12 protein-coding genes and 3 pseudogenes are annotated in these 15,091 nt (G+C 57.7%); 9 read left to right on the top strand and 6 right to left on the bottom strand.

The annotated features are described in order from the left end of the window. Positions 1-64: 64 nt before the first annotated feature. The gene (locus ACYZTR_RS14650) at positions 65-1,807 is read right to left on the bottom strand and encodes a CocE/NonD family hydrolase (RefSeq protein ID WP_461971942.1); all 1,743 of its coding nucleotides are present in this window, start codon (positions 1,805-1,807) and stop codon (positions 65-67) included. Positions 1,808-2,195: 388 nt separating this feature from the next. On the opposite strand from ACYZTR_RS14650, the gene ACYZTR_RS14655 reads away from it, so the two are divergent. Next, positions 2,196-2,840 carry a TetR/AcrR family transcriptional regulator gene (locus tag ACYZTR_RS14655; RefSeq protein WP_461971944.1) on the top strand — a complete coding sequence of 215 codons (645 nt, stop codon included), beginning with the start codon at positions 2,196-2,198 and terminating at the stop codon, positions 2,838-2,840. 84 nt (positions 2,841-2,924) lie between these two features. Here ACYZTR_RS14655 and ACYZTR_RS14660 read toward each other — a convergent pair whose 3' ends face one another. Then, on the bottom strand, positions 2,925-5,186 hold the full coding sequence (locus ACYZTR_RS14660) for a CocE/NonD family hydrolase (protein ID WP_461971945.1): 2,262 nt from the start codon (positions 5,184-5,186) through the stop codon (positions 2,925-2,927). Positions 5,187-5,302: 116 nt separating this feature from the next. Here ACYZTR_RS14660 and ACYZTR_RS14665 point away from each other — a divergent pair, with 116 nt between their 5' ends. From ACYZTR_RS14665 to ACYZTR_RS14675, 3 genes and pseudogenes are all read left to right on the top strand, one after another. Further along, a complete protein-coding gene (locus ACYZTR_RS14665) occupies positions 5,303-5,908 on the top strand; it encodes a TetR/AcrR family transcriptional regulator (RefSeq protein ID WP_461971947.1) in 606 nt (201 codons plus the stop codon). 58 nt (positions 5,909-5,966) lie between these two features. Further along, positions 5,967-6,443: a MarR family winged helix-turn-helix transcriptional regulator gene (locus ACYZTR_RS14670; RefSeq protein WP_461971949.1), complete on the top strand. Its 477-nt coding sequence runs from the start codon at positions 5,967-5,969 to the stop codon at positions 6,441-6,443. Continuing rightward, positions 6,398-6,814, top strand: a pseudogene (locus ACYZTR_RS14675) (SDR family NAD(P)-dependent oxidoreductase); the annotation flags it as partial. The gene ACYZTR_RS14670 and the pseudogene ACYZTR_RS14675, both read left to right, overlap by 46 nt. Positions 6,815-7,564: 750 nt before the next feature. Here the strand turns inward: ACYZTR_RS14675 and ACYZTR_RS14680 are convergent. Both ACYZTR_RS14680 and ACYZTR_RS14685 read right to left on the bottom strand, forming a co-directional pair. Continuing rightward, positions 7,565-8,089, bottom strand: a complete 525-nt coding sequence (locus tag ACYZTR_RS14680) for a cupin domain-containing protein (protein ID WP_461979743.1) — start codon at positions 8,087-8,089, stop codon at positions 7,565-7,567. A 146-nt stretch (positions 8,090-8,235) separates the two neighbouring features. Further along, entirely contained in the window at positions 8,236-8,760 is a 525-nt protein-coding gene (locus ACYZTR_RS14685) for a transporter suffix domain-containing protein (protein ID WP_461971951.1), read from the bottom strand. 115 nt (positions 8,761-8,875) lie between these two features. Between ACYZTR_RS14685 and ACYZTR_RS14690 the strand changes: the two are divergent. The 3 genes and pseudogenes from ACYZTR_RS14690 to ACYZTR_RS14700 form a co-directional block, all read left to right on the top strand. Next, positions 8,876-9,823 (top strand): annotated as a pseudogene (locus tag ACYZTR_RS14690) (TolC family protein); the annotation flags it as partial. After that, positions 9,820-10,788, top strand: a pseudogene (locus ACYZTR_RS14695) (HlyD family secretion protein); the annotation flags it as partial. The pseudogenes ACYZTR_RS14690 and ACYZTR_RS14695, both read left to right, overlap by 4 nt. Continuing rightward, a complete protein-coding gene (locus ACYZTR_RS14700) occupies positions 10,778-11,806 on the top strand; it encodes a DUF2955 domain-containing protein (protein ID WP_461971953.1) in 1,029 nt (342 codons plus the stop codon). The pseudogene ACYZTR_RS14695 and the gene ACYZTR_RS14700, both read left to right, overlap by 11 nt. Here the strand turns inward: ACYZTR_RS14700 and ACYZTR_RS14705 are convergent. Continuing rightward, complete coding sequence (locus ACYZTR_RS14705; protein WP_461971955.1) at positions 11,791-12,246, bottom strand: hypothetical protein; 456 nt, start codon at positions 12,244-12,246, stop codon at positions 11,791-11,793. The two genes, ACYZTR_RS14700 and ACYZTR_RS14705, sit on opposite strands and share 16 nt — an antisense overlap. Positions 12,247-12,361: 115 nt before the next feature. Here ACYZTR_RS14705 and ACYZTR_RS14710 point away from each other — a divergent pair, with 115 nt between their 5' ends. Beyond that, positions 12,362-12,586, top strand: a complete 225-nt coding sequence (locus tag ACYZTR_RS14710) for a hypothetical protein (RefSeq protein ID WP_461971956.1) — start codon at positions 12,362-12,364, stop codon at positions 12,584-12,586. Between the two features lie 16 nt (positions 12,587-12,602). Here ACYZTR_RS14710 and ACYZTR_RS14715 read toward each other — a convergent pair whose 3' ends face one another. Beyond that, positions 12,603-13,505, bottom strand: coding sequence for a helix-turn-helix domain-containing protein (locus tag ACYZTR_RS14715; RefSeq protein ID WP_461971958.1), 903 nt, complete (start codon positions 13,503-13,505; stop codon positions 12,603-12,605). Positions 13,506-13,665: 160 nt separating this feature from the next. Between ACYZTR_RS14715 and ACYZTR_RS14720 the strand changes: the two genes are divergently transcribed. Then, on the top strand, positions 13,666-15,024 hold the full coding sequence (locus ACYZTR_RS14720; protein ID WP_461971960.1) for a glutamine synthetase family protein: 1,359 nt from the start codon (positions 13,666-13,668) through the stop codon (positions 15,022-15,024). Positions 15,025-15,091 lie beyond the last annotated feature (67 nt).

Raw genomic sequence — 15,091 nt, forward strand, 5'->3', positions numbered from 1 at the left:
GCAAGGCAACCCGCATGCGCCGTGCGCTTGAGGGTGATCTGCTTATATCGAACGGTTCAAATGGCTATCCGGCGGCCTTGATAGGCAACTGGAGGTAGGAGGCATGGCGTCCACCGGTATGGATGACGTGCTGCCCACTGTTCACACCGGTGTATTCACGCAGGCCCGGCATCATGGTTCCGGTCAGATTGCGAGCGCTGACAATGAAGCGCAGTTGCTCGCCGGGGCGGAAGACCAGGCCGAGCGGTAACAGATCAATCTCGACGTCGACAATTTCCCCAGCAGAGAGCTTCTCTACGCGATCGAAGCTGTGTGCCGGCACGTCCTCAGTCGAGAGCGTTTTATCGAGATAGCGAGCCGATGCCCGCAACCTGCCGTCCGAACCTTTGTAGCGCAGGATGCTGCCGCCATGATCGGTGACGTCATGGCATCGCGCGCTCTGGTTGGGAACGGTGAATTGCTGCAAAGGAGTGCCATAGGCGTCGAGCTTTTGAATGAGCACGAACAGATCCATATCGTCAGCGCCACGTGCTTCTACCCAAAGGTGCGCCTTGGGGTAACCGACGATCACCGTGTCCTGTTCGAAGCGGGTAATAAACGACACCGCATTCGGATTGGAGGTGGCGTCGTAGGTTGCCTCGACCTCATCAGTGGGTGCTGTGTTGGCTAACGTGCGAGCACGGCCGTCAAGGTACAACTTTGTCGACGTGACGTCCGCTGGCGGGAAGGTTTCTGCGGGCACGTTGACCCGGTCGCTACCTTTGAGGTCATGAATGGCGTAGCGCACGCGCGGCGTGGATTGCCATCCGTTATCCAAGCCCTTGAGGTAGTGATCAAAGAAACGGCGCAGATCTTCCACGTTCGCTTCGTCGTAGTAGTCAGGCCATTCCTGGCTGTTGTGGATGCGCAGCCATTTGTCTGGGGACGCCATACGACGCCAACCGCGAAAGGTGCCCGCGGTGTGCAATGTGTTGGAGTAACTGGCCACCACAAAGGCCGGTACGGTGATGCGGTCAAAGTCAGGAATCTTGTTGGCCCACAAATCGTTCATCAGTGGGTAGCACTCTAATTCCGCAATGATGTCCTCTTTCTGGTTCTTGCCGAAGAAACTGCCTTCCTGCAACCGCTGACCGAAGGCAACGTCAGGCATGCCGCCACGCTTCAATAGATCACGGTAGACGTCGCTCACGCCTTCCCACGGGTTGATCGCCGCCAAGTGCTTGGGCTGCTCGGCCGCGGTGAACCATTGCGAGACCGCGAGGTACGAGGTACCGCTCATGCCTACCTTGCCGGTGCACCAAGCCTGTTCGGCCAGCCATTCAATCAGGTCGTGGCAGTCGCGGCCTTCCTGGCGGTCCCACAGCACGCTGTTGCCTTCAGAGTCGATGATGCCGCGCGGATCCGGGTTGCAGATGGCATAACCCTGTGCGCACCAATAGGCGGGATCCGGGCCCTCGAACTTTGCCAATCCTGAGACGATGGAATTGCTCAGCCCCACCAGCGCAAAGACACCCATCACGCTGGCTGATGTGCCCTGCGCTTTGCCATAAGGGCTCCACGCCACAATCACAGGCACTTTCTCGACACCGACGGGACGGAACATATCGACGTAGATAGTCACGCCGTCGCGCAATGTCACGGCCACGTCTTTCTCGAACACGATATCGACTGGAAGCGCTTTGAACGGCGGGGCGATTTGGAAGCCTGCCTCCAGCGTGCGGACGCCGGGATTGAAGACAGTTAGCAGGCCGGTTCGGTCAGCCGGCAGCGGGTGGGCGGAAACAAACGTCTGCGGGGTATCACTCATGGAGAGGTCCTCTTGTAGTGCAGATTTTGGGCGGGCAAATGCGAGAGATACGAGTGTAGGTCTTTTGGATTTTTAACTCAACACGTGTTGAGTAAAGGATAAAACCTGACCATAATTCACTTGGCTTCCTCCACAGCTGCATCGTTTTTTGAGCAAGACGCGGGGACGGACACGCCCCCGCGTGGGTGCGCACCGGGCGGCTTTAAAGTTAACGTCAAGAGGCAGAGTGGTGGCGGCAGACTGCGAATGCAGTCTTCGCCAGAGAGCGGTAAAATCCATGGGTTACATGACGACGGCAGAGTGCAGGGCTTGGTATGTTTTGCGATTGCCGTTCCTGCCTGTCAATCATCCTTTTTTCACGATGTTGCGAAGAACCTAAATCGACGCCATGACCATTAAAGAAGAACCAACGTTAGCTGTAGCTCGAACGCGCAAACCTGGGCGGCCGGCAGGCTCGGGAAGCAGTCGGCATACGGTACTAGATGCTGCACGTGCTCGTTTCGCCAGCGATGGTTTTGCGGCGACAACGATGAGGCGCGTCGCAGCCGATGCCGGAGTCGACGTGTCAATGGTGATGCAGTTCTTCCGCTCGAAAGACGAGCTTTTTGCGGCGGTGATGGATATTCCGGAATCGGCGCTGGAGAAGTTAGGTGAGGTTTTCGAGGGGGCAGATGAGCACCTCGGAGACCGCGTCGTTCGCGCATTTCTCCAAGCCTGGGAGGGGGCGCCGGAAGAGTCGGAGCCGCTGATGGCGATGCTCAGGAATGCGATGGTGAATGAACAGGCGCGTGGTCATTTACGCGATTACATCGAATCCAGGTTAGCCAAGGGCGGTATTGAAACGCTTGGCCCGGATGCTCGGCTGCGCGCGGGCTTGGCGCTATCGATGCTTGTCGGTGTGATCACCGGGCGACAAATCATAGGTGTGCCGGTTCTCGCCGCCGCAGACCGGGAGACACTGGTTTCATTCATCGCGCCGGCTATTCAGCACACGCTCTTGCCGACCACGACAGGCTCGATTGGCGCTGATTGATCGGCATCACTGGTGCTGATTGCCGGCTTCGATCATGGTGTCCACCTTACGCGCCGGGTGGACACCCTCGTTGTTGAGGCCTGACTAGGGGACGATCGGCAGTTGCAGATAGCTCGGGTATTCCGGCCCGGTATGAATCCGGTTTACGGCATCCACGTGATAGCTCTTGTCATAGGCACGAACCGGTACGCCCGCCGGCGCATAGGGCTGGATATCGACCAGCAGGCGGTAACCCTTGCGGATCATCGCGGTGCTGGGGTTGAGTCCGATTTCGACCGGCACGATTGCTTCAGGCTGCAGTGGCGCGCAGTCCTTCTCCAAGTGGGTATGCACCGGCCAATATTCGGTCGAGCGTTCGACGTCAAGGCGACGACGAGACACTTTCAACAAGCCATGTCCCACCGGATGGATGTGCACCGGATCCACCGGAAGCACCACGGATTCGTAGCGAATCTCCCGGTCTTGCTCATCCAGAACCCGCAGCGAGACGAATACATCCATGTCAGCGCTGCTCGATTCCACCCACAGGCCGACCTTCATGTACCCGGCGAGCACCATGTCTTCGCTCATCGGCTCGCTGACAAAAGAGATGCCTGTCGACCAGCGCGGAGTGCCGTCATTGGAGCCCCCGGGCGCCAGCGTCGGAGTGCCCAGATCAAGGTGGGCGTCATATTCGGCGCTGGCCTGCTCTGCGGGCACAGTGTCGGTGATGCGCCGCGTATTGAGACGACGACTGTCGTTTTGCCAATCTGAAGGCCGGGCATCGAGGTACCAGCGGCGATATTGGGTTCGCGCGATCGGCCATTCATTTTCATGCAAGACAAAGTGGGCACCGTTGCCGGTTCGAACCTGCACTCGCACCGGTGCTTCGTCCATCACACCGTTGTCGATTCCCTTGAGCCAATAGTCGAAGTAGCGCATGTGTTCGGCGATCGATTTGTTGCTGTAGGAGTCCGGGAACCAGGCATCGGCGAAATCAAACTTCCTCGCTTTGGCGGCGGTGGAACGGATGAAGGTTTCGCTGCTGCCTAGCTGGTGAATGATGGCGCCTACTTGAGGGCCGACGATCCAGACCGGTGCGGTGGCCTTGCTCATGTCCGGGCGTATGAAGATGCTGCCGCGTGGGCCATAGGCGTTGATGTCGTTGAACGGCGTGGCCAGAACGCGGGCCATCCAGTCTGTTTCCGGGCGCTCGCCACAGTGGTTGTTTCCAGACCAGACCTTCCACCACCAGTTCCAGAAACCGGAACCGAAGATGCCGCCGCCGTACAGGGCTTCGTTGTAGATGTCGGCATCGGTACCTTGCGCAATCATCGCCTTGAGGTGCGAAGGTTGCAGGCTGGCCACACTGTGTTGGGCCATGGCCAGGTAAGACATGCCCCACAAACCGACGTTGCCATTCGACCAGGGCTGAGTGCCTGCCCATTCGATCGCGTCGTAATAATCTTCGGCTTCCTGGACGCTGAAAGGCGCTTGCAGCCCCGGACTTTTGCACACGCCGCGCGCGTCCACGCGGATGCACACGTAGCCTTCTGGCACCCAGACTGATGTGTCGACGGTCTCGTGGTTTTCGTACTGGGCACCATCCGGATTGCCAGAGAAATAGCGATCCTCCATCTGCTCCTTGCGGATGACGTCGTCCTCGTTGCAAATGCAATCGTGATAAAAACTCTTACCGTAAAAGCCTTTGCTCATGACGATTGGGTATTGGCCGGGATCCGCCGGACGGAAGACGTCGGCACAAACGTAGGAGCCATCGCGCAAGGGGATGCGCACATCGGTCATCTTGATGATGCCGCGAATGTTGCGGCGCAGTTCATTACGGCTGGTGGCGGCATCACATAATGTGCGTCGCGTTTTTGCAGTGAATACACCGGGCGTGGCGTTAAGCGTTTCGAGGATAAGTTGCAAAGTGGGATCGTTGGCAAAATCGACAGCGCCACCCTGGCCCATGGGCATCACTGGTGGGCTGAAGTTGATCGGAGTCGTGCCAATCAGTTCATGCACCTGAGGTGCAATTTTGACGCCGGACTCGATGTTGCCTTGCTGATCCAAAGTGTGGACGAAGCGAGCGAGGTTGGTGACCGACGGATCCAGCAGCTTGTCGATCTTGCCGTCTACACGATTGGTGAGTTGCGCCAGGTTCAAGCGTGGCGCCGCCCCTATGGCCCCCAGAACGATACCGCCAACCAGAAAGGTAATGACCTCGCCGGCGCGGTACAGGAATTCGCCATCGTCCGTAGTGACTCCGGATAGCGTGGGTGTCTGGTATTTCAGTCCCGCGATCGGGCCGGCGAAAATACCTGTGAAAACAGGGCTCAGAGCAGGTTCAGGAGATAGGCTCATGCTGGATTCCTTATTGTTCTTGATTATGGGAGCGATTCCAGTAAGGTACGGCGGTCGAGAAAATAATTCAACACCAGTTGATATTAACCATATTTCGTAATAATTTGGACATGACTATGAAAAAAGAAACCGCTTCCACGGCGCGCCGTGGCCGTCGGCCTGGGCCCAATAGCTCGCGGAATTTGGTACTTGAGGCCGCGCGCGCGCGTTTTGCCTGCGACGGGTTCGCCGGCACGACCATCCGGCTGGTCGCGGCTGACGCTGGTGTTGATGTGGCTCAGGTGATGCAGTTTTTCCGCTCCAAGGACGAACTGTTCGCCGCCGTGATGGCGATCCCGGCGTCCGCGCTTGAGCGCTTCGATGCGCTCTTTGAAGGACCGGATGAACACTTGGGCGAACGGGTGGTGCGTGCGTTCCTTACAGCGTGGGAGGGTATTCCCGAGGAGTCGGAACCGCTGATGGCGACGCTTCGAGGGGCGTTCGTCAATGATCAGGCCCGCGATCAGTTACGCGCCTTCATCCAGTCGCGATTGCGCACAGGCACGCACGAACACTCTGACTCCGACGGCAATCTGCGGGCGGGCCTCGCGGCATCCCTGCTCGTGGGTATGGTGGTGAGCCGACGAGTTATTGGCGTGCCTATTCTGGTCGCGGCAGAACCAGAAGAACTGGTGAGGATTATCGGTCCTGCCATTCAAAAGATTCTGGTGCCAGAGAGCTGATTGATACAGTGCGACGGTAGCTCCACGAAGACCTGCCTGTGCATTGAACGGGGAACACATGGTCAACTTTTCTGCCGCCAGTTTCAAAACAGTTCACCTCGGGATACTGCTCGGGCAGACAGCTGCGCTGAAAGATCGGCTGCTGGATCGTCATCTGATGCCTCTCGGCATAACCGCTGCGCAACTCAAAGTGCTGAAGATTATTTGTCAAGGAGATGACACCGCAGTCGCGTTGTGCCGACACCTGTCCATCCACAGCGCCTCGATGACTCGAATGCTGGATCGCCTTGAGCGCAAAGGCTTGATCACCCGTAGCCAGGACGGTCAAGACCGACGCCAGGTTCGGTTGGTGTTGACCAGCAAGGGCGAAGCTTTGAGATCCAAGTTTCCGACGATGGAGGCCGCTGCAATGAATGAGTTCACTGCTTGCCTTACGACAGAGGAATTGATGAAGCTGGAGAGCCTCCTGGAAAAGATATTGAGTGCTGAGACGGAGTCTGGCGGGTCGCTCAATGCGCGGCTCAGCGCCTGGTAAAGGCCGCGATACCTGGCAGCATCATCAACATTGCATCAATTCTTGGTCTGCGCTCAGGTAGCGGTTATAGCCATTACAGCACCGCGAAAGCCGGTGTGGTGCAATTGACCCAATCCCTGGCGTTGGACTTGGCGCGTCATAACATTCGCGTTAATGCCATTGCTCCCGGGTATTTCAAGACTGAAATGAACGATGACTATTTCGGCAGCGTGCAAGGCGAATCTTATATCCGCAACTGCGTACCGATGCGCAGGTTGGGTACGCTGGAAGAACTAGAGGGTCCTTTTCTTCTTCTTGCAAGTGAAGCCGGCACGTTCATGACGGGCGCCACATTAGCTGTAGACGGGGGGCATCTGGTGAGCAGTCTGTAAACGAATACAAGGTGACCTTGGGCCGTTTTGCACTGTTGCGGCGTGACGCCACGGCTGAATGTTTGGATCGCAGGGTAGGGGGCTTGCCTTTGGACAGCACACGCACAGATGAATGGCATTAGTAGTGTCTAAGGAGAGCTATGCAATATCCAAGTCTGACAGTTATCGGTTTTTACACATGTAACTGACCCTTCTGGTCTGTCCGTAGGCTCCATCCGGCACCACGCGCTGCCGAGAACAGTGCCTTACTCACCATCAGAAAAAGCACCTATCGAGCATTTACTACTCCCTGCAAACATCCCGTGGCGTTGGCATGGTAGGACAACTGAAAAAAAGACATGATCCGTCATAGGCCGTTGATACCAGGTCCAGACGTATACTGATACTGGAGTGCTGATAAGCCAATGCCGCCTAGCTGCTATACCAAGCTATGGCGTCCGACTTTTGATTCGATCACATCAAAGGCCCTCAATTTCGCAAGATATCTTTTACCGTCGCCAAGCGCTGGCTGCACGTTTCACTAATCTAATAATGCAAGTGGTGGTGGGTGGGGCTGCCAGCTCAGGAGTCTTTTTGACCGCGCCACGGCGTACCGGAAAGTCCACTTTCGTCCGTGAGGACCTTAGGCCTTGCTTGGAGGAGGCTGGAACATGGCATATGATTTAACATAATATACATTACACGTAACAAGGTGTTTCAGGATTAGCCCGATTGCACACAGATTTTGAAGCGATCAATTCACCTCAGCCCTCATCCTCCCATCAGCTTCTCAAACAGCTCCGAATGCTCAGGAAATTGCTCGGCAAGCTTCTGGCGACTGCCCAACTCCATATCCGCAAAATCAAATCCTGGTGAAACTGCTTCACTGATCAGACCGTATCCCGCCAATCCATTTGTAAGCTGCGAAGCTTTCCAGACGCCACCAGGCACATGTAACTGCAAACATTGTCCGGCGTTGATATCGCTGCCCATCACAACCATTTTCATTGTGCCGTCCGGAAATATCAGGCTGTACTGAATCGCATCCCCTAGATGGTAGTAATGCACGATGTCCGATTGGTTCAGATGAAAATGACCTCTCGGCGAATCCTTGGTCGGCAAGTAATAAATGGATGTCATCAGATGCCGCCGGCCACTCGCGGTCTCGACCATCGCGTGGTGATCGGCTTGAAAGGTTCTGCGGTAGAAACCGCCATCCATGTGGGGTTCCAGGTCCTGTGCCCTGATCACTGCCTCAGCGCAGGGGCTGAAAATTGGGTTCTCCAGCCTTGAAATAGCACTCGCCAAATAACTACACCCTATCGACTTAATTGCATCAATTAATATTAACTATGCTAAATAGCTCTTTAGTAGAGCTAGCTATTTAGAGCCGGGACGCACGGTATTGCCCTCGCCCACAGCCGCTATGTCGATATTTTTATTCACACCGCACTCGTGTTTGCGACACGAACGGTGCGAATAAACAAGGCGCGCACCTTCTCCCAGAAATTCCCCCCCAGCACAAAAAAGCTGCCGATCAGCATTGCGTCGCCCAACGCTTGAAGCTGCCAGAGGTTGGGCCTGAGTCCAGGCCAAAGGCTGTCGATGTAGGGTTCAAGCAGGGATGAGATCAGCGGCAAACAAAACATGACGATGCCGATTCGATGACGAACCGGCCCCACTTCAAGATCGGGTTTGGGCGCAAGTGTGGACACGTAACCGAACACGCTGCGTTTGAGTTGCTGGAAGCCCGATTTGCCCATGATGGTGATGACAAGAATCAGCAGGACCTTGTTGCTGATAAACAGCACGCCGGTCAGCGCAGCGATCCTTGAGCCAGGTACACCGGCCGCTGCTGCGACAGGCACCATCAGCCAGGACCCCAACATCAAGCAGATAATGGCTATTCCCATTTTGAAGCGCCAGCCGGCTGAATGGGGTTCAACACTGCCCTGGGTGGTATTCATTCGTCGTACCTTTTTAGCCGGCTGCAGTAGATTTGAAGGAGCTTAAAAGCGTAGCAGCCGCCTGTCGATTCGGGCGGCTATGCTCCAGTGATCTTCGTTGGTCGGGTAATGCGTAATGCATCCAAGTAGACGCCTGCTGATTCGGCCAGGCCAGCTCCTGCTGCTGGGTGTATTCGGCCTCAGTGGTTGCGTACGGCTGGGCCCGGACTTCCAGTCGCCCGGCGAAGAATGGGTCAAGCACTGGAGCACCCCTGCCCTTGAGCAATCCAGCCAACGCGGGCTTAACCCGGACATGCGTCAGTGGTGGCAAATCTTCGCCGATCCGGTTCTCGACCAACTGATTGCCGACTCGGATGCTCACAACGCCAGCCTTAAGATCGCTGGCCTGCGCGTGATGGAAGCCCGTGCCCAGCTGGGCATCGCCCAAAGCGGGCTTTATCCGCAACTGCAGCAGGCCAGCGTCGATAGTCTGTACTTCAATCGAAAACAATCGGGCGGTATCAATCCGCAGGACAGCCATTTCTGGCAATACAGCGCCGGTTTTGATGTTGGCTAGGAGCTGGACTTTTGGGGACGCTTCAGTCGCGCCATCGAGTCGTCCGATGCCAATTACTTCGCCGCCCAGGCCAACTATGAAGACGTACTCGTGCTGTTGCGGGCGCAAGTGGCCGACACCTACTTCTCGCTGCGCACCACCGAAGCGCGTTTGCGCGTCGCCCGGGAAAACGCCAGGCAGCAAAAGCGCAGCTTCGAGATCACCGAGAAGTTGTTCAACAGCGGTCAGACTGCCGAGCTCGACCTGCAACAAGCCAAGACCCAGTACCTGGGCACGCTGAGCACCATCCCCAATCTCGAAGACCAGTTGTTGCGCACCCACAATGCGTTGGCCATGTTGATCGGTCAGCCGCCCGGCGCGCTGCCGCTGCTGATGGAAAATGAAGGATTGATCCCGCTGGTCGACCGTGCCGTGTTGCAGGAAGTACCGGCCAATCTGCTGCTGCGTCGACCCGACGTGCGCGCCGCCGAGCTCAATGTCGCGGCCCAGTCGGCGCTGATCGGGGTGCCTTTGTGATTCCGGTGGCCGCGGAAGTGGCAGCCCGAGTGACCCGTGTAAACGTGCGTAACAACCAGGACGTCAAGGCCGGCGAAGTGCTTTTTGAGGTGGACTCTCAGCCCTATCAGATTGCCGTCGATCGTACACGCGCTGACCTTGAGTCGACACGCCGGCAGATTGGTGCCAGCACTGCCGGAATCGCGTCGGCGCAAGCGTCGTTGCGTGCTGCTCAGGCCAACGAACGCAAGGCCCGGCAGGACAATCAGCGTCTTGAAGGTTTGTATCGCGAAGACCCGGGTACCGTATCGGTGCGTCTGCTTGAAGTGTCCCGCGCCAACCATGAACAGGCGGTCAGCCAGGTCGCCGCCGCCCGTGCCGAAATTCAGCGTGCGCAAGAGCAGGAAGGTGGCAGCGACGAAGAGAACGCCCTGCTGCGCAGCGCCGCCACGGCGCTGTCAAAAGCCGAACTGGACCTGGCCAATACGCAGATTCGCGCGCGCTCGGCCGGCCTGATCACGGACCTGCGCACTGACGTTGGGCAATTCGCAGCGGCCGGTAGCCCGGTCATGACCCTGATCGCCATCCGCGATGTGTGGATCAGTGCAGACATGACCGAGAACAATCTCGGTCTGGTGAAGCCCGATACTGCGGTGGCGATTGCACTGGATGCGTTGCCAGGCCAGATTTTCGAGGGCCGCGTGCGCAGTGTCGGTTACGGCGTCAGCGTGGGCCAGACGCCCGCGCCCGGCACCCTGCCCAGTGTGCAGAACAGTCGTGACTGGCTGCGTCCGGCCCAGCGTTTCCCGGTAATCATCGAGTTTTCCCAAGACTCAATGAACACACTGCGTGACAGTCGCGCCATCCGTGCCGGAGGGCAGGCCGAAGTCATGGCCTTCCCCACCCAGAGCAACCCGCTCAACCCGCTCGGTCGCGTATTCCTGGGACTGATGAGTTGGCTGTCCTATGCCTACTGAACGCCCCCCCCGGGTTCAACGCGCACTGCGGCTGGCTTTCGGCACGGCACTGTGCCTGGCAATCAGTTTCGGCCTGGGTTTGCCGATCCCGTTTATCGCGCCAGTGCTTTGCTTGCTGCTGCTGTCCACGCTCAATCGTGCGCTGCCCTTCAAGGCTGGAGTAGTGCTCGCACTGGCCGCGATGTTGACCAATGGCGTCGGTCTGCTATTGATCCCGATCCTGCGTTATTACCCCTTCAGCGGCGTGCTACTGATCGGCGCGAGTCTGTTCCTGGCTTTTCGTTTTGGACTGCGTGGCGGTAACAATCTGATTGTCACTTTTCTGGTGATTGGCCTGACCATGATCTCTTCGGCCGGTGTGGCGGATTTTGATTTGGCCGCGATGGTCATCGGTGCGTTGGTCAAGGGATTGCTCCTGGCCGTCATAGTGCTGGCACTCAGTCATTGGCTGTTTCCCGAGCCGATCAATGCCCCGTCACCACCGCCCCCTCCGGTTCTACCGGACGAAGAAGTCGGTCGAGTGGCGCTGCGTGCCACCCTGATCGTGCTGCCGACATTCCTGCTGGCGCTGATCGATCCGGCCAGTTATCTGCCGATCATCTTGAAGGCCGTGACCCTGGGTCAGCAAAGCTCGACGACAACCGCACGTCAAGCCGGTCGCGAGCTGGTCGGTTCAACGTTGCTCGGTGGCTTGCTGGCCATTCTGTTCTGGTGCGCGCTCAGCCTGTTTGTACATCTGTGGATGTTCTTTCTGTGGATGCTGCTGTTCGGCCTGATTTTGGCGCGCAAACTCTATGCCTTGAGCCCGACGCGGTTAAGCCCGGGGTTCTGGCTCAACAGCCTGATCACGCTGATTATCCTGCTGGGCCAATCGGTTCAGGACAGCACAGCGGGCAAGGACGTTTACACCGCGTTTGCCGTGCGCATGGGCTTGTTCATCGCCGTGACGCTGTATGCCTGTCTGATGGTGCATTTGCTCGATCAGCGTCAGCCCAAAAATGCTCAAGGATTGACCTGATACCCCTTCCCTTGCAGGCAACTGGTATAGGCCGTTGAACTGGTCGCAGCACTGGTTTTCTGCTGCTCCCGGCGTTCCTGACGCTGGCGCGAGCCACCCACTACGGCTCCCGCTGCCGCTGCCCCTTTTGCCTGGTTCTGGCGATAGTCCTGCTTCACGTCATCATCGACGCGATCATAAAACTCGTCATGCTGACGGCCGCGCACCTGCGCCCCCGCAGCCCCTGCGGCAGCGCCCACAGCGGCTCCCTTCAGTCTTCCTCCAGCAGGAGGCGGTGCCGTCGAGGCGCTCAGACTGGCCGCGATGGTGTGGCAATCGGTGATGTCCACTTGGGTTTGTTGCGAATTCTGCCCCTTCATCGGCACGACCGTTTCTGCCCACACCTGGGTCGAGGAAACCGACAGTGCGATGCACAGGCTAATTGACGACAACGCTCTCATGATGACCTCCTAAAGAGCCCTTGCTACTCCACACACCGTGATTCTGAACCGAGCTCAACACAGAAGATTGTAGATCACCCCTCCTCTCCTCTCACTTCGCCGGGGCAACGTTCAGTTGCTCTTCAGTGATGCGGTCAAGTTGGCGACCGTGTTACTTCCCGAGCAGGCGCAATTGCAAGGGCAACTCAGTGTGCTCGGGACCGCATCCCCTAGCAGTCTTGCTATGGAAAAGGCGGATCTCGTGAAGCAGAGGTGCTATCTCACCGCACAAAAAGACAAGATCCTGAAGCGATTGAGTGCGGCCGGCATCGAATTGGCCAAGCCTGCTCCTGCGACATGACAAATCGCTTGAAAATTTAACGGCTGAGTTTCAGCGTTTCACTCGGCAATTCCTTAAATAACGCCCGATAACTGCTGGAAAATCTTCCTAAATGCCAGAACGACCAATGCATCGCCACTTCGGCAACAGTAGTCTCCATCGCTGTACGGCTGAGCAGTTCTCGGCGCGCACTGTTGAGTCGACGCAAGCGCAACCAATGGGTCGGGGTCATCCCGGTATAAGCCTTGAACGCATGCTGCAACTGACGCAGTGAAACCCCGGCGACCTGCGAGAGCTCCAGCAGATTCAGGGTTTCTTCCGGGGCATCGGCCGCCCATTCACCGATGCGCTTCATCACCGATCGCTCTTCGGTGCGGCGCTGTAGACCTCCGCGATCAAGGCACACACACGCGTTGTCGAGGATGTACAGGCAGTCTTCCAGCAACTGATGGGTCAACGCCTCCTTGCTCGGCGGATCGAGCGTCTGCGCCAGTCGGGTCAACGTCCCGCTGAGCCAGCGACTGAACAGCGCGTTCTGTCCCGAATTCAGTGGCGCCATGAACAGGCCTTCGAGCCTGGCCACATTCAAACCGTGACGCTGAACGAACGCCGGACCGAACACCACGGCGATTTCCTGGTAGTTCTCCGGGGTGATCCAGATGTTGCGGCTTTCACCGTTCAACACGTACAGCGCGTTGTCGCTGCGATCGAAACAGAACGCCAGCGAGCCTTCAGGGGCGCTGAAATTCTGTTCGACCCGCGTGTTCATGTGTTCCTCGTAAATCTCCACGCCTTGCAGGTCCAGATAGCGCACCCTCCCGGCGAAATGCCCTGGCGACATTTGCTGGTAATGCTGCACCCAACCCGGTGTGACGCGGATTTGCTCGGCCACGTCGGCGGTGTTGAACGCTTGGACTTGCAAGGGATTGCACGTTGTCATGGATGACCTTACGCACTCGTTTGGTGCGTTTTGGTGCTGCTGAAAGTGGATAGATAGAACGTCAAGGCTCGGCCAAGATAGTCGTCAACGCGCCACAGGGGAAGTGTGTGGTGGATGAAACCAGCCTCCCGGCGTTAATAAAACCAATAACGAGGTCTTTATGAATGTCCCTTTCGATCAGCTGCTCACGTGGCTGAAAGATCACAAAATTACCGAAGTCGAGTGTGTGGTCAGCGACTTGACCGGCATTGCACGCGGCAAAATTGCACCCACCAACAAGTTCCTGCATGAGCGAGGCATGCGCCTGCCGGAAAGTGTGCTGTTGCAAACGGTAACCGGGGACTTTGTCGACGACGACATCTACTACGACCTGCTCGACCCCGCCGACATCGACATGGTTTGCAAGCCCGTTTCCGACGCGGTTTACGTGATTCCATGGGCCATCGAGCCCACCGCCATCGTGATTCACGACACCTTCGACAAGTTCGGCAACCCGATCGAGCTGTCGCCGCGCAACGTACTGAAGAAAGTCCTGCAGCTGTACACCGACAAAGGCTGGCGGCCGATTGTCGCGCCGGAAATGGAGTTCTACCTGACACAGCGCTGCGAAGATCCGGACTTACCGCTCAAGGCGCCGCTGGGTCGTTCGGGGCGTGCGGAAAGTGGTCGTCAATCGTTTTCCATCGACGCCGCCAACGAATTCGATCCGCTGTTTGAAGACGTTTACGACTGGTGCGAACTTCAGGGTCTGGACCTCGACACCTTGATCCACGAAGACGGTCCGGCGCAGATGGAAATCAACTTCCGTCATGGCGACGCACTGGACCTGGCCGACCAGATCACCGTGTTCAAGCGAACCCTGCGCGAAGCGGCGCTCAAGCACAACGTCACCGCGACCTTCATGGCCAAACCGATTGGCGATGAGCCCGGCAGCGCCATGCATATCCACCAGAGCGTCGTGGACATCGCCACCGGCCAGCCGATCTTTGCCGAAGCCGACGGGCAGATGAGCGAACTGTTCCTGCACCACATCGGTGGCCTGCAAAAGTACATCCCCAAAGTGCTGCCGATGTTCGCGCCCAACGTCAATTCGTTCCGCCGCTTCCTGCCGGACACCTCGGCGCCGGTGAACGTCGAATGGGGCGAGGAAAACCGTACCGTGGGCCTGCGCGTGCCGACCTCCACGCCAGACGCGATGCGCGTGGAAAACCGTTTGCCGGGGGCCGACGCCAACCCTTATCTGGCCATCGCAGCGAGCCTGTTGTGCGGGTACCTGGGCATGGTTGAGCGCATCGAGCCCAGCGCTGCGGTGCAAGGTCGCGCCTATGAACGGCGCAACCTGCGCCTGCCGATCACCATCGAAGACGCTCTGACGCAGATGGAAGAGTGCGAAACCGTCGGGCGCTATTTGGGCAGCAAATTCGTCCGCGGTTACGTGGCGGTCAAACGCGCCGAACACGAGAACTTCAAGCGCGTGATCAGCTCCTGGGAGCGTGAGTTCCTGTTGCTCAGCGTCTAGCACTTGATCGGTCCCACGCTCTGCGTGGGAACGACTCACCGGACGCTCCGCGTCCGTTTTGGGACGC

Source organism: Pseudomonas sp. Hz4 (assembly GCF_054898165.1).